The sequence below is a fragment of the Nitrosomonas sp. Is37 genome (genome assembly GCF_033063275.1).
In the GTDB taxonomy this organism is placed as follows: domain Bacteria; phylum Pseudomonadota; class Gammaproteobacteria; order Burkholderiales; family Nitrosomonadaceae; genus Nitrosomonas.
Genome location: NZ_JAWJYP010000004.1, coordinates 59,550 through 81,767, shown reverse-complemented (window position 1 = coordinate 81,767; position 22,218 = coordinate 59,550). Strand labels below are relative to the sequence as shown.

Sequence of the window (22,218 nt, the reverse complement as noted above, 5' to 3'; positions counted from 1 at the left end):
ACTTCCTTACTTTTGTATCTTTAGATAGATCTACCACGGTATCCTAGTGCAGTACGGTAGTATAAGCGACGTAAAGGCGCACCATCCCGGGTCACTGTTCTATATTGCACAGTGCTAGGTTGAATAAGCAAGCGGTCAATTTCGTTTCCTGCTCGATCTTGTTCGAGCGTATGGTGTTTCATTCCTATTAAAATAATAGGTCGGTCAGTAGCGGGGTGCGATGGATACCAGAAATCATACATGGCACTATTGTCCCCAAACATATTTCGCGAGCGAATATCCATTTTGTTACTATCTTTAGTGTAAAAAGATAAAGCACTTGCAATTGACCATTTGTTCATTCCTACTACAATGGGAGTTTGTCCATTTTGAGACCGGATTTCTTCAGCTATTTTCTCGACTTCAATAGCTGCTTCTTTCCAGAAATAATGCTCGGCAAGAAATTGATAGGGTATTCCAGGAATACCTAATACAGCATAATGGAGTATAAATGCATAGGCAAGCAGCGAAACAATAATAGTTGGTTGCCATATCGCTCGTAAACGGTTAGAGACTGTATGTAGAGCACTATTTTGTCCTAACATCCAGGCGATAGTCGGTAAAACTGCAAGCCACAGAGGACAAGTCCAATGAAATCGTGGTGTATCAAATGTACTAATACCCAAAAAAATTATCAGTGGAATGCCCGTAAATACGCACACAAATAAATTGCGTCTACGCTCACATTTATCATGCTTGCCCTTAGTGCAAACATGCCATAGTGCATGCAAGGCGGCATACAAGCCTATCGGAGTTAGAATAATTGCGACATAAAAGATAAGGTAATGAACAGAGAATACATGACCACCTCCTCCAAGTCGTTCAGTTTGAAATAAGAAAGAAACCCAGTCGTTCTGAAAATTCCAAATAATAACGGGTAAAAACAACAAGAGAGCGAGGAATGCTGAGAAATAAGGATGAGGCCGAAGCAGCCAGCGGCGCGCAGTTGGATCTAAGATAACAAAAGTTAGAGCGGCAATACCTAATAATCCAACCGTATATTTAGATAATAGGCCCAGGCCAAAAGCGATTCCCATGCCTAACCAAGCTATCTTTCGATCAGCTATAAGTGCGCGCTCCATGTAGTATAAAGTAGCAGCCCACGAGGCAATCAAAGGTGCATCAGGTGTCATAATTAAGCCAGAAGCAAAGCCGAATGGCAGTACAGAGAACAGCATGATTGCACGCATACCTGTTGATTTATCATATAAATTACGTGCAAATGCATATAGGTAGCCCATTGTTATCAAACCACAGATAAAGGCTCCAATTCTCACACCAAACTCATTTTGACCTGCTATTGCGGTACCCAGCCAGATTAACCAGGCAACCATTGGGGGATGATCGAAGAAACTCAAGTCCATGTGCTGACTATATTGCCAATAATAAGCCTCATCAGGAATGAGTTGAGCAAGACCAAGGTATACAAGGCGCAATAAAATAACAAAAAGTACAATTCCAACTGCGGCCACTTGCCAGCGTACATTTAACGGTGGGCAATTTTTATTTTCTGGAAAAACATAAAAAGCTGAACCAAGATAATTAATTATTGCCGTTGCTGCAATTGCTGGGAATATTGCTAACTCGGCCGATAAATGCCAAGTATAGACAAGCAATGCAAGCACGCCGCCACGTAAGAGCAGTGCTAACAATCCTACAGTTAAGAAGCGGCCAAATTGATGCCAGTCGAGGCTGCCTTTAAAGTGCGGTCGAAACGACCACTTAGAATTAAGTATATAATTTATAGTAACTGCTGTTAAAAAGCTTGTGATATGAGCCAATGCGAGTCCAGAGCTCGAATTTATCAGCCATTGGAATACCAAGGCATCGACAAAAACACCCACAAATCCAACAATTGCGAAACGGCTAGCAGTGCCGATAGATACTGTGCCTCCGGCCAGTGTAATCAGTCGTTGTAAATAAATTAGATTATGTGAAAGAGATAATTTCGAAGTGCCATGCGCTCGGTCATGAAAAGAGATAGGTATTTCTATGACCCTAAGTTTTTCATGGCTTGACATTAACAGCTCAAGAAGAATTTTGTATCCACGAGCCTTTTCTGGAATATTAACAATAAGCTCGCGACGGAACGCAAAGAAACCAGAAGTGGCGTCGCTGACGTCACAAATGGGGCGAGCAAGTAAGCCGCCTGCACGTGATAGCCATTGCCGGTATAAAGGCCAGCCATGAGTGCTTCCACCTGAAACATATCGACTACCTACCGCAACATCATATTTCCCAGACAATACAGGTGCAACAACAGCAGGAACTTGTTCAGGTAAATGGCTTAAATCCGCATCCATTACAAGGATAGTATCGCTTTTAGCAATAGATGCACCTGCCAGAATTGATGCTGTCAGATCTGGTTTCTCTTGCCTCTCAATAAGATGAATATTCTTATTGTGTGCTTTCCATTCACGTATTTTATTTGGAGTTCCATCCTTTGATCCATCATCAACAAAAATGATTTCAAAGCTTCCCGGTAACAAATCAAGAGCGAATAAACGTGATAACAGTAAATCTACATTTTCTGATTCATTAAGCGTGGGAATGACAATAGAAAATTGCATTATTTTACTTTATAGGAAATATGAATTCAGAAGTGTGAAGTGTTTATGATTACCTACTGTTTCTGGTATTTATGCACTGCACGGTTATGGTCTTTCAGATTAGTTGAGAAATGCGATTCTCCATTTCCCTTCGCAACGAAATAGAGGGCATCAGTTTCTGCTGGATTAAAAGCTGCTTGAATTGAGGCTAATCCCGGTATGGCAATAGGTGAAGGAGGGAGTCCGGTCCGTGTATAAGTATTATATTCCTGGTCAGTAAGCAAGTCCTGTTTGCGTAAATTTCCATCAAAATCATGCCCTACCCCGTATATAACAGTCGGATCAACTTGGAGTTTCATACCTAAACGTAGTCGATTAATTAGAACGCCTGCGATAATACTACGGTCACTTTCCTTACCAGTTTCTTTTTCAATGATCGAAGCTAGGATCAATCCTTCATATTCTGACTTTAATGGAAGAGATTCTTTTCGAGAAGACCAAGCCACTTTTAGGCGATTTTGCATTGTTTGATAGGCACGTTTTAGGATACTGACATCACTGCTATTTCTTGGAAAAAAATAAGTATCCGGAAAAAATAAACCTTCTGCTTTTAATTCGGAAGCACCAATTAGCTGCAGAATCTCTTGTTCACTAAGATTAAGTGTATCGTGCCGAATCGCTGAATGTTCGTCTAATACTTTCCTAAGTTGAGAAAATGTCCAACCTTCGATAAACCGAATTTCATTTTGCCTTATATCCCCTTTAACAAGATATTCCAGTAATTGCAGAGGAGAGGTCTCTTCAACAAGTACATATTCACCTGCTTTTATCAATGACTCATAACCAAACGCCTTTGATAGCAAGATAAAAGACCAAGCATTTGGGAGTAGATGATCTGCAACTAATTCATTGGAAATACTCTTTAGATTACCACCTGATTTAATCGAGAATTCATATGGGGTAAATGGCAGCTTGGTTGCAGTATTAACAAGGTAATAAAACCAACTGATAAAGAGAATGATTCCAATGAGAGTGAATAAAAAAAGTACCTTCAGTTTCCGAGATAGGCGTTTTAGTACCCACATACGCCAGAGATGTAGCTAAATTTTACGAAATACCAAAGTTCCGTTAGTTCCCCCGAACCCAAAAGAATTTGATATTGCTAAATTTATTTTCATATCTCTGGCAGTATTGGGAACATAATCCAAATCGCATTCTGGATCAGGCTCAAATAGATTAATAGTAGGGGGTACGACTTGATGATAGAGCGTTAGCACAGAAAATATTGCCTCTACTCCCCCGGCAGCACCTAATAAATGTCCAGTCATTGATTTGGTAGAATTGATAACAAGTTTCTTCGCATGATCACCAAAACATCGTTTGACCGCAATTGTTTCTGCAATATCGCCTAAAGGAGTTGATGTACCATGAGCATTGATATAATCAACTTCATCAACGTTAACACCTGCGCTCTTAAGAGCGTTTGACATACACCGAGCGGCTCCTTCGCCATCTTCGCATGGGGCGGTCATGTGATGTGCATCCGCACTCATACCAAACCCAACAAGTTCCGCGTATATTTTTGCGCCCCGTCGCTTAGCATGCTCCATTTCTTCCAAAACTAAAATGCCTGCCCCTTCGCTTAAAACAAAACCATCTCTACCTTTATCCCAAGGACGGCTGGCTGAAGCTGGATCATCATTTCGCGATGACAGAGCCCGTGCTGAAGAAAACCCTCCTATCGCAAGTGGAGTTACACATGATTCTGCGCCACCGCAAACCATAATATCTGCATCACCATATTCAATCATGCGCGCGGAGCTACCAATAGTATGAGTAGAAGTAGTACATGCAGTAACAATGGCTAAATTAGGACCTTTATACCCGAACATGATAGATAAATTGCCAGATATCATGTTAATAATAGTACTGGGTATAAAAAATGGAGAGATTTTCCGTGGACCACCAGCATGATAAGCAGAATCAGTATCTTCAATCATTGGCAAGCCACCGATTCCAGAGCCAATATTAATGCCTATACGTTCTGGATCAAGCCCAGCTAAATCTTCTATAGCCGCATCTTTTATTGCTTGGATTGCTGCTGCCATACCATAATGAATAAAAATATCCATTCGCCGTGCATCTTTGGCTGATATATACTGCGTAATATCGAAGTTTTTAACTTCACCAGCAATTTGTGAAGAAAAAGGGGATGCATCAAAGCGAGTTATTTTAGTAATACCAGATTTTCCGGCAACAATGTTCTGCCAGGTATCAGAAACATTATTTCCTACGGGTGAAACAATACCCAGCCCTGTAACCGCTATCCTACGTTTGGACAAAAAATACTCCAGTAGATAAAGATAAAAAAGAAAAGTTAGTGAGATGTATGTTGATTAACGTAGTCAATCGCTTCTTGAACAGTGTTGATTTTTTCAGCTTGTTCATCAGGAATTTCACATTCAAATTCTTCTTCCAATGCCATAACAAGTTCTACGGTATCAAGCGAATCAGCGCCTAAGTCATTCACAAAGGAAGATTCATTTTTGACATCGGCTTCATTTACACCCAATTGTTCAGCTACAATTTTTTTGATGCGTTGCTCTATATTAATATTTTCCATCTATGCACCTTTCCTTTCTACGTGAGAAGAACTAAACAATTTTAACAAATTTCCTATACTAACAAAACTAACACCTTTACTGCATCCAGGTTATTTTAAAAGCTATTTATTAATAAAATCATTTGACATAAAGATTAATGCCGTAATTTGAAAAGATTTTTCCAAAAATTTCTAATTTCAATTAATCCATATACATTCCACCATTCACGTGTAAAGTCGTGCCTGTAATGTAACTTGCTGCTGGGGAAGCTAGAAAGACTACTGCTGATGCTATGTCTATCGGACGCCCCAATCTTCCTAATGGGATATGCTGGATTAGATTTTGCTGCTGCTCAGCAGTAAGAGATCGTGTCATATCAGTATCAATAAACCCGGGGGCAATACAATTAATTGTGATATTTCGACTTCCTACCTCACGCGCTAGTGATTTACTGAAACCGATCATACCAGCTTTGGCTGCAGCATAATTTGTTTGTCCAGGATTGCCCGTTACTCCGACTACAGACGAAATATTAATAATACGTCCTGCACGTGCTTTCATCATGGAGCGCAGTACAGCGCGACTCAGGAAGAATACCGATTTAAGATTGGTCTCCATAATTTCATCCCATTCTTCATCTTTCATTCTAGCCAGTAAATTATCGCGAGTGATTCCTGCATTATTGACCAATATGCTAATCTCACCAAATGTTTCTCGAATAGTTTCAATGGCGTTATTAATTTGGGCAATGCTGTTGACATTCATTGCCAAGCCCATTCCTTTTATTTGGGCTTCTTTTAGATACTGATTGATAATCTCTGCGCCATTCTGAGTGGTAGACGTGCCTATTACAATAGCGCCATGCTTGCCTAACTCAGAAGCTATAGCTTGTCCAATTCCTCGACTGGCGCCTGTAACTAAAGCTACTTGAGTGCTTAACATTATTTCTCCATTTGATAATATATTGGATGTATTGGATGCAATTTATTTCAATATATCTATTGCTTGTTTGAGAGCATTACTATCTGTCAATGATAAGCTTTTTAATTTTCCATCGATACGCTTAGTCAAGCCGGTTAGTACCTTGCCTGGTCCACATTCGATAACATGATCTACGCCTGCTGATGCAAAAGAGCGAATGGTTTCTGTCCATCGCACTGGACTATATAGTTGCTTTGCCAATATTTCTCTGATAGACACAGCATCATGATGCTGTTGAACATCCACATTATGCAAAATGGGAATTGTGGGTGATTCAAATGATATTTTCTCAAGCAATTGATGCATTTTCTCGGCCGCTGGTCTCATAAGCGAGCAATGCGACGGAATACTCATTGGTAACAATATGGCTAATTTTGCACCTTTTGCTTTGGATAGCTCCATAGCATGCTGGACCACATTCTTGTGACCTGCGATCACTATTTGGCCAGGTGAGTTGAAATTAGCAGGTTCTAATGATATTCCATCGTAACTAATCATAATTTCAGCACAAACTGCTCGCACCTCATCATCGTCTAATCCCACTATCGCTGCCATGCCGCCCACTCCTTCTGGAACGCACTCTTGCATGATTTTTGCGCGATAGCTAACCAGTTTTAGCGCATCAGGGAAAGTTAAAGCTCCTGATACTACGAGTGCTGTATATTCTGCTAAGCTGTGACCAGCCAAGTAATCCGGTTTCTTCCCTCCCAGATTTTCCCATGCACGATAAACTGCAACCCCTGCTGTCAACATAATCGGTTGCGTATTGACTGTTAAGTTGAGATCTTCGGCTGGTCCTTGATTAGCTAATGACCACAAATCCTGTTTAAGAATATCAGCAGCTTCAGAAAATGTTTCGTACATCAAGGGTAGATCCGCATAACCTTTCATCATGCCGACTGATTGCGAACCCTGTCCAGGAAAAATAAATGCAGTTTTCATATATCACCAGCGTAGTAGCACTGCACCCCAAGTGAAGCCGCCACCTACGCCTTCTAGCACGACGCATTGATCTGATTTAATGCGTCCATCACGCACAGCGATGTCCAAAGCTAACGGCACAGAAGCGGCCGATGTATTCCCGTGCTGATCGACGGTCGTAACCACTTTTTCCATCGGGATTCCAAGTTTCTTGGCAGTAGATTTTATAATACGAATGTTGGCTTGATGGGGAATTAGCCAGTCAATATCCGATGCTTGTAAATTATTAGCTGTGATAGCCTCAGATACGGCTTCTTCTAGAACTTTAACTGCAAACTTGAATACAGTGTTTCCTTCCATAGTAATGAAGGGCGAACCTTGTATCTTACCACCACAGATATTCCCTGGTGCAGCAAGTACTTTGTTATAACTTCCACTGGCATGCAGGTGGCTTGAGAGTATTCCAGGTTGATTACTTTGCGTCAACACGACAGCGCCAGCGCCATCGCCAAACAAAACGCAAGTGGTACGGTCAGTCCAGTCAAGAATTCGTGAATAAACTTCGGTTCCTACAACCAGCGCATTCCGGCACTTACCAGAACTTACAAACATATCAGCTGTAGCGAGAGCGTATATAAAACCGCTACATACTGCTTGTACATCAAATGCTGGGCCACCACCGCTAATACCCAGCTTATCTTGCAGAATGCAAGCCGTGCTTGGAAAAATCATATCCGGGGTTGTCGTGGCTAGAATGATCAGATCAATGTCTTGAGCCTGGATGCCAGCAGCATCTATGGCTCTGCGACTTGCTTCAAGCGCGAGGTCACTGGCCATTTGACCATCAGCTGCAATATGGCGTTGAATGATACCCGTGCGAGTACGTATCCATTCATCACTGGTATCTACCATGCGTTCGAGATCATGATTAGTTAGAATTTTTTCAGGCAAATAACTGCCTGTTCCAATGATTTTTGAATACATGTTTTATTCCACAGTTGCTGAATTAAATTTACTTTTTTGAGCATTGTGTTGTAATTCTGCTATATGCTCACTGATATGACGCAACATCCCACCGCGTACTTCCTCTGCACCTCGCTTGATAGCCGCACAAAATGCATGCTTATCAGCAGATCCATGACTTTTTATAACAATGCCACGTAATCCAAGCAAACTGGCACCATTATACTCGCGATGATCAACTCGTCGTTTGAATGCGTTGATAACGGGTAAAGCCACAAGCCCTGCAAATCTCGTAAATATATTTCGCTTAAATTCCTGACGCAAAAAAGTAGCGAGCATTTGTGCCACACCTTCTGATGTTTTCAAGGCAACATTACCCACAAAGCCATCACAAACTACAACATCTGTTGTTCCTTTATAAATATCATCACCTTCGATATTTCCATAGAAATTTAATCCACTATCTCGTAGTAGTTCTGCAGCTTGCTTGACCACTTCATTACCTTTGATATCTTCTTCGCCTATATTGAGCAAACCAATGCTGGGATCTTTCTTATTTTCAACAGAAGATACTAGCGTGGCGCCCATCATACCAAATTGTAGTAAATGTTCAGCAGTGCAATTGACGTTTGCACCTAAATCCAATATGTAAGTGTGTCCTTTAATGGTAGGCAAAACAACTGCAAGTGCTGGTCTATCAATACCCTGGATAGTTTTTAGAACAAAACGCGAGGTCGCTAACAATGCTCCAGTATTACCAGCGCTGATACATGCCTGAGCTTCACCATTTTTAACCAAATTAATCGCAACGCGCATGGAAGAGTCTTTTTTATTTCGCAATGCAAGCGCCGGAGGTTCATCCATATTCACGACTTCACTTGCCGCATGTAACCTCATTCGTGGACTAAGAGGCATATCCAGTGAGCGTAATTCAGCTTCGATTACATCAGGGATTCCGACTAAAATAATATCAACCTCGGGATCGCTATGTAGGTACTTAATTGCCGAAGGAACCGTAACATGTGGGCCATGATCACCGCCCATACAATCAATTGCCACAGTAATGTTCACTTTAGGTTACTCTTAATAGTGCGCTATGACAGTTCTAGGCGGTGTTTGATGAAATCAAAGATGTAGATATAGAGATAAGGAATCTATTCGTCGTTTTTAGTTTTGATAACTTTCCTGCCGCGGTAGTATCCATTCGGACTGATATGGTGACGTAAGTGTACTTCCCCGGTAGTAGGCTCTATGGCTAAAGGTGGATTGGTCAAAAAATCGTGGGAACGATGCATTCCACGTTTGGATGGGGATTTTTTATTTTGCTGAACAGCCATGTTATGTTGACTCCAAAAATTAAACTTTAGTGTGCTTGTTTCTTCAATGACTTCAGTGCAACAAATGGATGTTTCTTGATCACTTTTGTTATTTCTGAAGTATTAACAGTATTTTTACTGAATGAACATTGATCTTCCTCATGACGGGGAGAAATAGGCAAACTCAGAATGATCTCATCTTCAATGAGTGTTAGTGCATCAATATCAGGAGATGCTAGAATGGCATCGACCGAAATATCTTCATCATAATATGAGAATTCATCTTGATTTCTTGCTATCAGCAAGCTCGTTTCTATATTCAAGGTATGTTCCAGTTTACCGAGGCAACGTTGACAACAAAGACTAATCATTCCTGTGATCATTATTTTGAGTGCTGGCCTACCTTTTTCGTCAAAAATACCACTTATCGAGTAAATGATCTCTCCAGAATGATCAGACAAATATTCGCGTAGACGTTCCAATTCAGCGGGCAGAATTTTACCATGATGTACATCGGTATTGCGTACAAAATTGAGAGAATCTATGATAAAACGTTTACCCATAATTTTTGCATGCTATATTTTTTATAGTTAAGTGTCAAAAGCTATTACAAACATTATAACATTTTGAAAACACAGTACGTTCACCCACGAATTATTTTGGGATCCAGTTCATTATATCGCCGTGAACTTCTCCAGCGTCTAAAACTTCCTTTTGAAACAGCAAATCCAGCCATTGATGAAACGCCCTTACAGGATGAAACACCTGAGGCCACCGCTCTTAGATTAGCTGAAAATAAAGCCCATGCTATTGCGGCAATTTATAACGATGCACTTATCATAGCTGCGGATCAGGTAGCTGTTCTGGAAGGTATTCAATTGAGTAAACCGCTGAATTATGCTAATGCAGTCAAGCAATTGCGTTTAATGCGAGGTAAAGAAATTGCTTTTTACACAGCACTATGTCTGTTAAATAGTCATACTAATCGACTGCAAACATGTGTTGTTCCATATTTTGTTAAATTTCGCGAGTTAAGTGATCAACAAATCGAGTGTTATCTTTCCAAAGAGCAGCCTTATCATTGTGCAGGAAGTGCCAAATCAGAGGGACTCGGGATTGCTTTGATCGAACGGATGAAGGGTGACGACCCTAATGCTTTGATCGGATTGCCGCTTATTGCATTGGTGAACATGTTGTTAGCAGAAGGGGTAGAAGTTATTTAATTTTTTCTTTACAGTTACCAGAAGATCAATTAGCCTAATTTTTTTTACCTCCCATAAATTCCGTAAGCAGTGTAATGAGCAATGATTGATTTCTAATATGCATAAGCGATTAACCATTAATTCTGTCATCCTGATGTTTTTCGTGAGCATGCTCACAAATACATTAGGTTGGTCGTTTAATGATAAGGTTTTTGCACATGAGCTGGATCATCACTACCATGCGACGCTGTTTTCCGCTGATCCACAAAAGCATCTCGATCTACATCACGCTCTCGGCGATAACGGTGAGTTGGATGCAGCAACACATTTATGTCTTCATGCCGCGGGTCAATATCAGCCTTTTTTCTTAAATGCATCTTTTTTGATAATGGCTTCGGTTTCCGAAGCAGAGGCTTTGACGGTATTTGTATCTAAAATTATTCCTGAATCTATTCCAGATTCTCTATTTCGCCCTCCGAAAAATTTCTGGCACGTTATCTAGTTAGCTGGATCTTTAAGCACTCGAGTAGTAGCTCATTATATTGTTTGGGTGTAATACGCCCATCATAATTTAAGCAAGAAATAAGCTGTATTAAGCAGCTTTCGTGCTACACATCTGGCTTAATTCAACCATGCTAGCAATCTGCTCATCATTGTGAGCACAAGCTATAAGTATTTAATGCTTTTGCAGAGGATGCTATGAAAATTAAATTATGGTGCAAGCCGCGGTGGTATTTCTTAGCGCATAAAACGCAGATCTTGATACTCATTTTAATCATTTCTAATTACTCGTTTCAGGTTACAGCAAGTAATGATTTAATCAATAAAAATCCTGAAAAATCATTGAGTTATCATAGTTCATTGTTTTCTGCTGGAAAAAATGATTTGACCTTGCGAGATGCAGTGAATCTTGCATTGCATCATAACCCTGAGTTGGCGGCTTTTGCTAAGGAAAAGGATGCTTTGGAGGGGACAACACAGCAAGCTGGGTTGTTTAAAAATCCAGAGTTATCCGTGAATGTTGAAAATGTTGGAAATATTCAAAAGCTTACAGGCGATATCAATTCACCTCAGGCAGTTTCGCAGGAGGTAGTGCAGCAGATTACAACGATTCGGATTAGTCAATTATTCGAGTTAGGTGGAAAACGTGCTGCACGAACTGCTGCTGCATTGCTAAATGAAGAGTTAGCAAACAAGGATTATGAAACTAGGCGAATAGAGATCATTGCAAGGGTTGCCAATGTTTATACGGATGTACTTGCGGGGCAAGAGCGATTGAAACTTGCTGAGGGAAGTATGCAACTTGCGCAAAATGTAGTGAATACAGTTATCAAGCGGGTGCAAGCTGGCAAAGTGCCACCTATTGAGGAAACAAGGGCAAAGATAGGGTTATCAACTACTCGAATTGAACTAGAACAAGCGCAACGAGATTTGGTAGCTGCGCGTAAACGTCTTGCTTTGTTATGGGGAGATCCTTCTCCGCAATTTAATCAAGCATTAGGGAATCTTGAATCAGTGACTCCTTTGCCAAGTGTAGAAAAGCTAGAGGAGCGCGTTCTTGGAAGTCCAGCAGCACTTCGTGCCTTAAAGAATATAGAGCAGCGTAAGGCATTGCTGGAGGTAGAGAAAACACGTCGTATACCTAATCTTATTGTTAATGCTGGAGTTGTTCATCATGCTCAACTCGGGGGCAATACTGCGGTAGCTGGCCTAGCAATACCGCTACCATTATTTGATCGCAATCAGGGTAATCTCAAAGAAGCGCATCAGCGTGTCAATAAAGCTATGGATGAAAAGGCGGCCACTGAGTTGAGATTAAAAACCGAGCTTGCGCAAGCATATGAAGTTTTATCAGCAGTATGGAATGAAATCAACATACTGCGTGATGAAATATTGCCTGGAGCTAGAAGCGCTTTTGAAGTTACAAAGAAAGGATACGAATTGGGAAGATTTGGATTCCTGGAGCTACTTGATTCTCAGCGTATTCTTTTTCAGAACCAGGTTTTGTACGTGCGTGCACTTGCAAATTATCAACGTTTGGTCAATGAAATCGAGCGTTTAATTGCTGCACCGATCGATGAGCTTTCAGACATGAGCAGCACACGTCATTCTGGCGATAACGAGGAATACAAGGAGTAAGCAATGGATAAAACACGATGGTTACCTATTATGATCGTGATCATTATTGGTATTGTCCTCGGTGCACTCATTTTGACCTGGGGCAATAATTCAGCTGGTTTGCGTGATGCGACAAGTGGTGAGGAAAAGGAGGTGGTTGCCATTGATTCTGCATCTGCAGAAAAGGAGAAGAGTGATCAGTATGAACCGCCTCAAGGTCCTAGAGGAGGAAAGCTTTTTACGACAGATGATTTTAGTGTGGAGGTAACTATTTTTGAAAAAGGAGTGCCTCCTCAATTTCGGCTTTATCTTTACAGTAAAGGCAGATTGATTTCGTCCACTGAAGCTAAGGTCAGTCTTACCTTGACAAGACTGGGTGCACCTGCCCAATTGTTCCGATTTACGCCTGAAGGTGATTATCTGATTGGTGATCAAGAGGTAGAAGAGCCGCACTCTTTTGACGTGGCGATTATCGCTGATTGGAAGGGCAGAACTTATCGCTGGGGATATAGCCAGGTTGAAGCCAGGGTAGAAATGTCGGATGAGACAATGAAGAGTTCCGGCATTCAAATTGCTACGGCTATCCCCGCAATTATAAAACCAACACTCAAATTACCCGGCGAGATCATTTTTAATGAACATACTATCTTACAAGTTGTGCCGCGTATTCCCGGTATGGTTACAGCTGTTATGGGTCATCATGGACAACATGTTCAAAAAGGAGATGTTCTGGCGATTATTGAAAGTCCTATGTTGGCTGATTTGCGTAGTCAATACCTGGTTGCCAGGAGAAGACTGGTGCTAGCGCAAACTACCTATGAACGTGAAAAGCAATTATGGGAAGAAAAGATTACGGCCAAGCAGGAGTATCTCACGGCCCAGCAGCAATGGGATGAAGCCAAAATTGCACTGCAGCTTGCGTCAGAGAGGCTGCATGCGCTTGGGGTAAGTCCGCAATCCAGTCTTTCTGAAAAAAATCTTTCCCGTTATGAAATTCGTACCCCCATACCAGGGATCATTACTGCCAAAGCCATCGTCCTCGGAGAGTCTGTCAAAGAAGACACAGCGGTTTATACCGTTGCTGATGTCTCGACGGTATGGGCAGCGATCACGGTTTATCCAAAGGATTTAAATGTGGTTAAAGTTGGACAGGAAGCGACAATTAAAGCGACTGCGTTTGATTTGGAAGGGGAAGGAACTGTCACGTATATCACCACGTTGATTGGTGGGCCAACACGTGCTGCTACAGCGCGGGTTGAACTGGATAACCATGAGGAGAGATGGCGGCCTGGCATGTTTGTCACTGCCGAGCTAGTCGCAGAAGAAATACAGGTACCGGTCGCTGTATCTGTAGAAGCGATTCAGACATTGCGTGATTGGTCAGTCGTATTTGGTCGTTACGGCAATTATTTTGAAGCACGTCCACTGGAGCTTGGTCGCAGTGATGGCACGATGGTTGAAGTGCTCAAGGGATTATCTGCCGGGGAACAATATGCGGTGGGTAACAGCTTTGCCATCAAATCTGAGCTGGGTAAAGCCGGTGCGACTCACGATCACTAAATCATCCAGCCATCTAAGCGGGAGCTATTAATCATGTTTGAACGTATTTTACAGATATCCATCTATCATCGTGGATTGATACTCGCAGCAGTGCTGCTGATAGCTATGGTAGGCATTTACAGCTACCAGAGACTTCCCGTTGATGCCGTGCCAGATATTACTAATATTCAGGTGCAAATTAATACGGCTGCACCTGGCTATTCACCAGTTGAGGTGGAACAGCGTATCACTTTTCCGGTTGAGATCATCATGGCTGGTCTACCCAATCTTGATTATACCCGTTCTCTTTCTCGCTATGGCCTGTCTCAGGTGACAGTCGTCTTCAAGGATGGAACCGATATCTATTTCGCTCGCCAATTGGTCAGTCAGCGAATTCAGGAAGCCAAAGGCAGGTTGCCTTTAGGAATAGAGCCTACCATGGGACCGATTTCTACTGGCCTTGGAGAAATTTTCATGTGGACGGTAGATGCCACGGAAGGAGCGCGCAAAGCAGATGGTACTGTCTATACATCAACCGATTTGCGTGAAATCCAGGATTGGATCATTCGACCCCAGCTACGCATGGTTCCAGGTGTAACAGAAGTGAATTCAATTGGCGGATTTGCCAAGCAATTCCATGTTGCACCTTATCCAGAGAAACTGATCGCTTATGGCCTGACCATTCAGGAGGTGATGGTTGCTTTAGAACGTAACAATCTCAACGTAGGGGCGGGTTATATCGAAAAAAGTGGTGAGCAATATCTGGTCCGGTTACCAGGTCAAGTCACCAATCTGGATGAAATTGGCAATATTACACTCGGCTCTCGGCAGGGTGTTCCAATACGCATTAAGGATGTAGCCGATATTCTGATCGGTAAGGAATTGCGCACAGGCGCTGCTACACAAAACGGTCACGAAGCAGTATTAGGTACGGTGCTTATGCTGATCGGTGAGAATAGCCGGATCGTTTCCCAGGCGGCTGCTAAGAAGCTGGCTGAGATCAATCGCAGCTTACCGGAAGGTGTCATCGCGACACCTGTTTATGACCGTACTACGCTTGTAGACAGAACGATTCATACTGTCGCTACCAATCTGCTGGAAGGCGCTGTGCTGGTCATTGTGGTGTTGCTTCTGTTTTTGGGTAATCTGCGTGCAGCCCTGATCGCTGCATTGGTTATTCCGCTTTCAATGTTGTTGACGTTCAGCGGGATGGTGACCAACGGTGTCAGCGCTAACTTGATGAGCCTGGGGGCGCTTGATTTTGGCATTATCGTGGATGGCGCGATTGTGATTGTCGAGAACAGTATCCGCCGCTTGGCGCATGAACAGATGCGGTTAGGACGAACATTAACCCCTGCGGAACGTCTTGCGATGGTATTTGATGCAACCAGGGAGGCTCGGCAGGTGCTGATTTATGGTGAGCTGATCATCATCATCGTCTATTTGCCCATTTTCGCGCTAACGGGGGTGGAAGGTAAAATGTTTCATCCTATGGCTTTTACAGTGGTGACAGCGCTGGTAGGAGCAATGATTCTGTCCATCACATTTGTGCCGGCAGCTATAGCGCTTTTTCTATCCGGTAAAGTTATGGAACAAGAGAGCTCAGCGGTAACTTGGGCGAAACGAATGTATATGCCCATGCTAACCGCATCAATGCGTAATCGTGAACTTACAGTTACCATTGCTGTGGTCATTGTTGTGCTTTCAGGATTATTGGCAACACGCATAGGAAGTGAGTTTGTGCCCAGCCTTAACGAAGGGGATATTGCGCTGCATGCCATTCGTATCCCGGGTACTAGCCTGACGACAGCAGTTGAAATGCAAAACGAACTGGAAGAAACCATCAAATCATTTGCCGAGGTGGATCGAGTGTTTTCCAAGATCGGAACTGCCGAGATTGCCACAGATCCCATGCCACCAAGTGTTGCAGATGTTTTCATTATGCTTAAACCGCAATCGGAATGGACCGGACCCTATCACACTAAGGCGGAGTTGATCGCTGCGATGGAGCATGCTGTGCAGAAAGTGCCCGGCAATAACTATGAGTTTACCCAGCCGATACAGATGCGTTTTAATGAATTGATATCAGGCGTGCGAGCAGATGTGGCGGTAAAAGTATTTGGCGATGATATGAATACGCTATTTGCTCTGGGTGAACAAATCGAAGAGCTGCTTGGAACTGTTCCAGGTGCATCGGATGTAAGAGTTGAGCAAGTTACCGGGCTACCCGTACTTTCCATCCAAATGGATCGAGAAAAAATGGCTCGATTTGGATTGAATGTGACAGATATACAGGATGTCGTTGCGATTGCGGTAGGCGGACGTAATGCAGGACTTATTTTTGAAGGTGATCGCCGTTTTGATCTACAAGTAAGGTTGCCAGAGCATTTGCGTGGTGATATTGAGGCGCTCAAACGTTTGCCAATCGGCATACCTGTCGTAAATATGGGAGAGGCTGCTAATACGCCTCAAGCAGCCGTTGCTCCTGGGTATGTGACACTGGGCGAATTGGCTGACATTCATATTGTTCAAGGTCCCAACCAGATCAGTCGTGAAAATGGCAAACGAAGAGTGGTTGTGACAGCAAACGTGCGTGGCCGTGACCTGGGTTCTTTCGTCAGTGAAGCTGAAGCACTCATTGCTGAAAAAATACAAATTTCCACTGGCTACTGGCTGACATGGGGCGGGCAGTTTGAGCAAATGATTTCCGCAGCGCAGCGTCTTCAAATCGTGATCCCGGTCGCACTTGGATTGATTTTTATTTTGCTTTATACCATGTTTGGCAATTTCCGTGACGGACTGTTGATGTTTACAGGTGTTCCATTTGCATTGACGGGTGGAGTGGTGGCGCTATGGCTGCGCGATATTCCGTTGTCTATTTCTGCTGGAGTAGGCTTTATTGCGCTCTCTGGTGTGGCAGTATTGAATGGTCTGGTAATGCTGGCCTTTATTCGGAATTTACGAGAACAAGGGCTGGCTTTAGATGATGCCGTTCAGCAAGGTGCGCTCACCCGCCTGCGCCCTGTGCTCATGACAGCGCTGGTAGCCGCGATTGGTTTTGTGCCGATGGCACTGGCTACCGGTACCGGCGCAGAGGTGCAGCGGCCCCTGGCCACCGTGGTGATTGGAGGTATTCTATCATCGACGGCGCTGACGCTACTGGTTTTGCCAGTGCTCTATCAATGGATTTACAGAAAAAAAACAGTTACTGAGATAGTTCATAGTGGGCCATGATTAGCGAATCTAGTTTAATATGTATATGTTTTACTGAGACTAAATACTAGATATAAAATACATCATTTGCATTATATACGCTTCCCAGTCTATTTTTTATAATTGTTACGCTGTTAAACATTAAAAATGAAATCAAAAATTGCAAAAGTATTTCATAAGACGATTTTGAATAAAGTCTCTGGGTTTACTTTTTATCTTCTTTTGCAACTAGAGAAATCATTTAAAGTAAGAACAGCAAGCGATCAAATATTTGTGTTTTGATAAAGATCAATTATCTTAATTAGGAGGTAGGCCATGAAATATAACATTTTATTTTTCATATTTGTACTTTTCAGCGGTAGTGCATTGGCCGATTGGGCTTCGATTCGGGTTCCGGCCGAATGGAAGCCCGTGAAAGGGGAAAAGGATTTTTATATCGAGCCAAGTAGTATTAAAAAAAGTGGTGACAGAGCAACAATGTGGTCTTTAATCAATTATGGCACCCCCATGCAAGTAGAGAATATGAAACATTTATCATCAACAGAATTAGATGAATATGATTGCAAAGATAAGAAATATAAAACACTTGCTTTCTATTGGTATCCAGATCCTAATGCGAAAGGAAATGTAACATATTCTGAAACTACTTCCTCCAATTGGGAGGCAGTTATTTCAAATTCACCTACCGAAGTGGCATGGAAAACTGCGTGTGGCATACAATAGCAAAGAATCAGAAGGGTCGGATTTTTGATGATAGCTGGAAATTTCATAGGAATTTAACTGAATCCACCCTTATCGATTTTTAATCGAAATTGAACACTGAATTAACTATCATTCCATTCTTTTGTCACTAACTGCAACAAAGTTGTTAGGTTTGTTAGGTTTGTTAGGTTTGCTAACTAACTGTATATCAGCCTATATGAACCGCTATGAGACTTCTGCATAACTGGTTTTTGGGATAGTTTGGAATTTTTAAGTGATTGATTTTATGAGCTAGATATATACGGAAAAAACTCTAAAAATACGGTTATGCAGAAATATCTTTAATTTGTAGGCTATGTAACCGAATAGTGTGGAAATTTTTTATCTACTGAATTTATCATGGTATGGTGATGCCAATTGATAGGTATAGAAATTATATATTTCAAGAGGTTAAGAAATTTAATTATATTTTTCAGCATAGTTTGATGACATAACCTTTTATTTTACTTAACACGCAGAATAGGGGTCAGGTCGCGAATCAAGAAAAAAAAGTGAAAAAGGTATCAGTCATTGTATAGTGTTGACTACTTCTCTGATCGATTGTATTCAGAATTTTCTCAATCATAAATCATTCCCAGCTTATGCCAGTGATAGGGTGTCAGCGTAGAGTCTTTTTAATGTCTACTGCTTACAATTGCCATTTAATAGTTGTTTCGGGATTGCTCATAATAAAAAAAGCGTAGCGAGCCCCAGAAAAATGAAGAAACCACCGCTATCGGTGACAGCGGTGATCATGACGCTGGAGCCAATGGCTGGATCGCGACCCATTTTTATTTGAGCATGAGGTTTTTGGCTAATCGTGATTTTAGCGATCTCTTTTTGATCTTTTAGGCCAACAACTGATATTTTTTCCCCTCAAAGTTGGTCACATAGGCACAAAGTCGCAGCTCAGCAGCTTGAGCGCTGAAAGAGCTCGCTATGGAGTAGAGTAACGTAAGGCAGAAAATCCCGACACCAACTATCACCGAGTGTAGTTTGCTCATGGATTGCCTTCTTGTGTACTGAAGTAAGCTGGTTAATAAACTTTTAGCTGAGCCCAATCTTGGCCAGACAAATATCATTCTTATTTCACTTATTTGTAAACTATTCTACAATATTTGTAATGTCAGTAACTAAATTATATTAGTTATGAATTCTGCAACGAATCAATGGCTTCTTTTGATCGTAAGTCTGCCTATGAACAGTGCGACAGCCCGCATGCGTATCTGGCGTGCCCTGAGATCCCTTGGTTGCGGCTTGTTGCGCGATGGTGCTTACCTGCTCCCCTACAGTCCACTGCAACAACAGGTTTTGAAGGTCTTATCCGCTGACACTGTGCGCGAGGGTGGTAGCGCCTGGTTGCTGATCGTGCATGCACAGTCCGAAGATGAGAACGATGCCTACCGTGCGCTATTCGACCGTACTGGCAACTATCTCGAGTTATTTAAAGCGTTGGCAACGGCTCGCAAAACCCTTACAAAGCTAGCGCCGCAGGAAATTACAAAATCGCTGCGTAAGCTGCGCCGTGAGTATGAAGCAGTTCGGGAGATCGATTACTTTCCTAACGATACCAGCGCCCAGGCGGAAGCAGTCTGGATGGATTTTGTGAGTGCGGCAGACAGTCTATTGTCACCGGATGAGCCGCATGCCATAAGCGCAGCAATTGCGCGTTTGGAATTAAGTGATTACAAGGGTCGTACCTGGGCGACGCGCCGCCATCTTTGGGTAGACCGCGTTGCCAGTGCCTGGCTCATCCGTCGTTTTATCGATCGAGAAGCACATTTCCTGTGGCTGGAATCGCCCAGCCATTGCCCGGCTGACGCCCTCGGCTTCGATTTCGATGGTGCTACATTCACGCACATTGGTGATCGCGTGACCTTTGAAGTATTGCTTGCCAGTTTTGGATTAGAACAGGATCGTGGCTTGTTGCAGTTAGGGGCAATGGTACATGCGCTGGATACCGGGGAGGGTTTCGTGCCTGAAGCTAATGGCTTTGAAGCCATGCTGGCTGGTGCACGGCAACGTACCGAGGACGATAATCATTTATTGAACGAGATTAGCGTTGTTCTCAATTTGCTGTATGCGCATTTTTCAAATGATCTGCAGAGTTCAGAAATACAAAAATAAGGGAAAGGATGGCGATGGATATTCAGTCAACTACTTCAACACCCAGCTATACGCTATGGCAACTTATTCTCTACATGCTACGACTTGGCACCTTGGGATTCGGCGGTCCAGTGGCGTTAGTGGGATACATGCATCGTGATTTGGTGGAGGATCGCAAGTGGATTACTGAAGTTGATTACAAAGAAGGGCTGGCGCTCGCGCAGCTTGCACCTGGACCGCTTGCAGCGCAACTTGGCATTTATATGGGATTTGTGCATTATCGCATCCTCGGTGCCACGCTGGCCGGCCTTGCGTTCGTTCTCCCATCGTTTTTAATAGTAATAGCGCTTGGCTGGGCTTATGTGCAATATGGTGGCTTGGCCTGGATGCAAGCGGTGTTTTATGGCGTAGGCGCAGCAGTCATTAGCATCATCGCGATCAGCGCAAAAAATTTAACCATCAAGAATGTCGGCAAAGACAAATTGCTCTGGGCGATTTACCTGCTATTGGCCACCCTTACCGTAATTACTGAATCGGAAATTGCGTCGCTATTCATAATTTCCGGCATTTTTGTATGGCTCTGGCGCGCACCACCGAAATGGTTTCACAAAGGTGATCTCCATGTCGCCACTTTCACTCAGCTACCCATAATCAGCGGGCTATTTGCTAGCGCAGATGTCTCCTTGTTGACACAAATTGCTTTGTTTTTTGCAAAGGCTGGCGCTTTCGTATTTGGTTCGGGTCTTGCCATCGTGCCATTTCTGTATGGAGGCGTAGTAACAGAATACCAATGGCTCAACGACAAGCAGTTTGTTGATGCAGTCGCTGTGGCGATGATCACCCCTGGGCCGGTAGTCATTACTGTCGGCTTTATCGGTTACTTGGTTGCGGGCTTGCCTGGTGCATGCATTGCTGCACTGGCAATTTTCTTGCCATGCTATCTATTTACCATCATCCCGGCACCTTACTTCAAAAAATATGGCAGGGTGCCAGGCGTTCTTGCATTCGTGGATGGCATTACCGCTGCCACGATTGGCGCCATTGCCGGTGCAGTGATCGTACTGGCTAAGCGTTCCTTGATTGATATTCCAACCATCCTGATCGCTGTGGTAACAATTATTTTGCTGTGGAAGTTCAGAAAGCTGCCAGAGCCTGTCATTATTGCCGGAGCAGCGATTACTGGGCTGATTATTTATCCGATGATGCATCATTAAAAAGGAGTATCTGATGACTTATCAAATGAAGCCACTAACCTGCGATCCTGCAAAACTCAACGGTTTGTCCGAGAAACTGATCGTCAGCCATTACGAAAACAATTATGGCGGTGCGGTAAAACGCCTGAATGCGATTACCACGCAACTGGCTGAGCTCGATTTTGCCAATGCACCCGTGTTTGTGCTAAACGGGTTGAAACGCGAAGAACTGATCGCCGGCAATTCGATGATTTTGCATGAAGTCTATTTCGATAGCCTTGGTAACAGCGGAGTATTAAGTGGCGATTTGAATGCCGCACTAGTACGCGATTTCGGTAGCATCGAACGCTGGCGTGCTGAGTTCACCGCAATGGGCAAGGCACTCGGTGGCGGCTCCGGTTGGGTATTGTTAACCTATTCTCCGCGCGACGGCAAGCTTGTTAACCAATGGGCATCGGATCATACCCATACGCTGGCAGGTGCTACACCGATTCTTGCGCTCGACATGTATGAACATTCTTATCACATGGACTACGGTGCAAAAGCCGCTGCGTATGTTGATGCTTTTATGCAAAACATTAATTGGGAAAAAGTAACAGAAAGCTATATGCACTGCCAAAAACAGCTTTGAACGAGTGACTTTGAGTAGACTGCTGGTGCTGAACGCCACATCGGTCGCTCAAAGAATGAATCAATGTAACAAAAAAGCGAGGTGACATTATGAAATGGATTAC

Annotated in this window: 21 protein-coding genes; 9 read left to right on the top strand and 12 right to left on the bottom strand. The window is 43.0% G+C overall.

Annotation, left to right across the window (positions count from 1 at the left end):
- Positions 1-20 precede the first annotated feature (20 nt).
- The 10 genes from R2Q26_RS03115 to R2Q26_RS03070 all read right to left on the bottom strand — a co-directional run bounded on the left by R2Q26_RS03115 (position 21) and on the right by R2Q26_RS03070 (position 9,935).
- Complete coding sequence (locus R2Q26_RS03115) at positions 21-2,609, bottom strand: glycosyltransferase family 39 protein (protein WP_317534928.1); 2,589 nt, start codon at positions 2,607-2,609, stop codon at positions 21-23.
- A gap of 53 nt (positions 2,610-2,662) precedes the next feature.
- Positions 2,663-3,673 carry an endolytic transglycosylase MltG gene (mltG, locus tag R2Q26_RS03110; RefSeq protein WP_317534927.1) on the bottom strand — a complete coding sequence of 337 codons (1,011 nt, stop codon included), beginning with the start codon at positions 3,671-3,673 and terminating at the stop codon, positions 2,663-2,665.
- A gap of 15 nt (positions 3,674-3,688) precedes the next feature.
- A complete protein-coding gene (fabF, locus tag R2Q26_RS03105) occupies positions 3,689-4,930 on the bottom strand; it encodes a beta-ketoacyl-ACP synthase II (protein ID WP_317534926.1) in 1,242 nt (413 codons plus the stop codon).
- Between the two features lie 35 nt (positions 4,931-4,965).
- Complete coding sequence (acpP, locus tag R2Q26_RS03100) at positions 4,966-5,211, bottom strand: acyl carrier protein (RefSeq protein WP_090567808.1); 246 nt, start codon at positions 5,209-5,211, stop codon at positions 4,966-4,968.
- 181 nt (positions 5,212-5,392) lie between these two features.
- Complete coding sequence (gene fabG / locus R2Q26_RS03095) at positions 5,393-6,133, bottom strand: 3-oxoacyl-ACP reductase FabG (protein ID WP_176969655.1); 741 nt, start codon at positions 6,131-6,133, stop codon at positions 5,393-5,395.
- Between the two features lie 42 nt (positions 6,134-6,175).
- Positions 6,176-7,114 (bottom strand): ACP S-malonyltransferase, encoded by a 939-nt coding sequence (gene fabD, locus R2Q26_RS03090; protein ID WP_317534925.1) that lies wholly within the window; start codon positions 7,112-7,114, stop codon positions 6,176-6,178.
- A gap of 3 nt (positions 7,115-7,117) precedes the next feature.
- Positions 7,118-8,077, bottom strand: a complete 960-nt coding sequence (locus R2Q26_RS03085; protein ID WP_317534924.1) for a beta-ketoacyl-ACP synthase III — start codon at positions 8,075-8,077, stop codon at positions 7,118-7,120.
- A gap of 3 nt (positions 8,078-8,080) precedes the next feature.
- Positions 8,081-9,127 (bottom strand): phosphate acyltransferase PlsX, encoded by a 1,047-nt coding sequence (plsX, locus tag R2Q26_RS03080; protein WP_317534923.1) that lies wholly within the window; start codon positions 9,125-9,127, stop codon positions 8,081-8,083.
- 83 nt (positions 9,128-9,210) lie between these two features.
- A complete protein-coding gene (rpmF, locus tag R2Q26_RS03075; RefSeq protein ID WP_090567821.1) occupies positions 9,211-9,393 on the bottom strand; it encodes a 50S ribosomal protein L32 in 183 nt (60 codons plus the stop codon).
- Positions 9,394-9,419: 26 nt separating this feature from the next.
- On the bottom strand, positions 9,420-9,935 hold the full coding sequence (locus tag R2Q26_RS03070) for a YceD family protein (RefSeq protein WP_317534922.1): 516 nt from the start codon (positions 9,933-9,935) through the stop codon (positions 9,420-9,422).
- Between the two features lie 63 nt (positions 9,936-9,998).
- Between R2Q26_RS03070 and R2Q26_RS03065 the strand changes: the two genes are divergently transcribed.
- The 6 genes from R2Q26_RS03065 (at position 9,999) to R2Q26_RS03040 (ending at position 18,167) form a co-directional block, all read left to right on the top strand.
- Positions 9,999-10,595, top strand: a complete 597-nt coding sequence (locus tag R2Q26_RS03065; RefSeq protein ID WP_317534921.1) for a Maf family nucleotide pyrophosphatase — start codon at positions 9,999-10,001, stop codon at positions 10,593-10,595.
- Between the two features lie 148 nt (positions 10,596-10,743).
- The gene (locus R2Q26_RS03060) at positions 10,744-11,076 is read left to right on the top strand and encodes a hypothetical protein (RefSeq protein ID WP_317534920.1); all 333 of its coding nucleotides are present in this window, start codon (positions 10,744-10,746) and stop codon (positions 11,074-11,076) included.
- Positions 11,077-11,273: 197 nt separating this feature from the next.
- On the top strand, positions 11,274-12,713 hold the full coding sequence (locus R2Q26_RS03055) for a TolC family protein (protein WP_317534919.1): 1,440 nt from the start codon (positions 11,274-11,276) through the stop codon (positions 12,711-12,713).
- Positions 12,714-12,716: 3 nt separating this feature from the next.
- Complete coding sequence (locus R2Q26_RS03050; RefSeq protein ID WP_317534918.1) at positions 12,717-14,252, top strand: efflux RND transporter periplasmic adaptor subunit; 1,536 nt, start codon at positions 12,717-12,719, stop codon at positions 14,250-14,252.
- Between the two features lie 33 nt (positions 14,253-14,285).
- Complete coding sequence (locus tag R2Q26_RS03045) at positions 14,286-17,465, top strand: CusA/CzcA family heavy metal efflux RND transporter (RefSeq protein ID WP_317534917.1); 3,180 nt, start codon at positions 14,286-14,288, stop codon at positions 17,463-17,465.
- Between the two features lie 294 nt (positions 17,466-17,759).
- Positions 17,760-18,167, top strand: a complete 408-nt coding sequence (locus R2Q26_RS03040) for a surface-adhesin E family protein (protein ID WP_317534916.1) — start codon at positions 17,760-17,762, stop codon at positions 18,165-18,167.
- 702 nt (positions 18,168-18,869) lie between these two features.
- Here R2Q26_RS03040 and R2Q26_RS15455 read toward each other — a convergent pair.
- Positions 18,870-19,052, bottom strand: a complete 183-nt coding sequence (locus R2Q26_RS15455) for a magnesium transporter (protein WP_411182316.1) — start codon at positions 19,050-19,052, stop codon at positions 18,870-18,872.
- A complete protein-coding gene (locus R2Q26_RS03035; RefSeq protein ID WP_317534915.1) occupies positions 19,034-19,189 on the bottom strand; it encodes a hypothetical protein in 156 nt (51 codons plus the stop codon). The genes R2Q26_RS15455 and R2Q26_RS03035 overlap by 19 nt, the downstream gene beginning before the upstream one ends.
- A gap of 193 nt (positions 19,190-19,382) precedes the next feature.
- On the opposite strand from R2Q26_RS03035, the gene R2Q26_RS03030 reads away from it, so the two are divergent.
- From R2Q26_RS03030 to R2Q26_RS03020, 3 genes are read left to right on the top strand one after another with little or no spacing between them, the layout of a single operon-like run.
- Entirely contained in the window at positions 19,383-20,312 is a 930-nt protein-coding gene (locus tag R2Q26_RS03030; RefSeq protein ID WP_317534914.1) for a chromate resistance protein ChrB domain-containing protein, read from the top strand.
- A 14-nt stretch (positions 20,313-20,326) separates the two neighbouring features.
- Complete coding sequence (locus R2Q26_RS03025) at positions 20,327-21,505, top strand: chromate transporter (RefSeq protein ID WP_317534913.1); 1,179 nt, start codon at positions 20,327-20,329, stop codon at positions 21,503-21,505.
- Positions 21,506-21,530: 25 nt separating this feature from the next.
- On the top strand, positions 21,531-22,115 hold the full coding sequence (locus R2Q26_RS03020) for a Fe-Mn family superoxide dismutase (protein ID WP_317534912.1): 585 nt from the start codon (positions 21,531-21,533) through the stop codon (positions 22,113-22,115).
- The last annotated feature ends 103 nt before the right edge of the window (positions 22,116-22,218 follow it).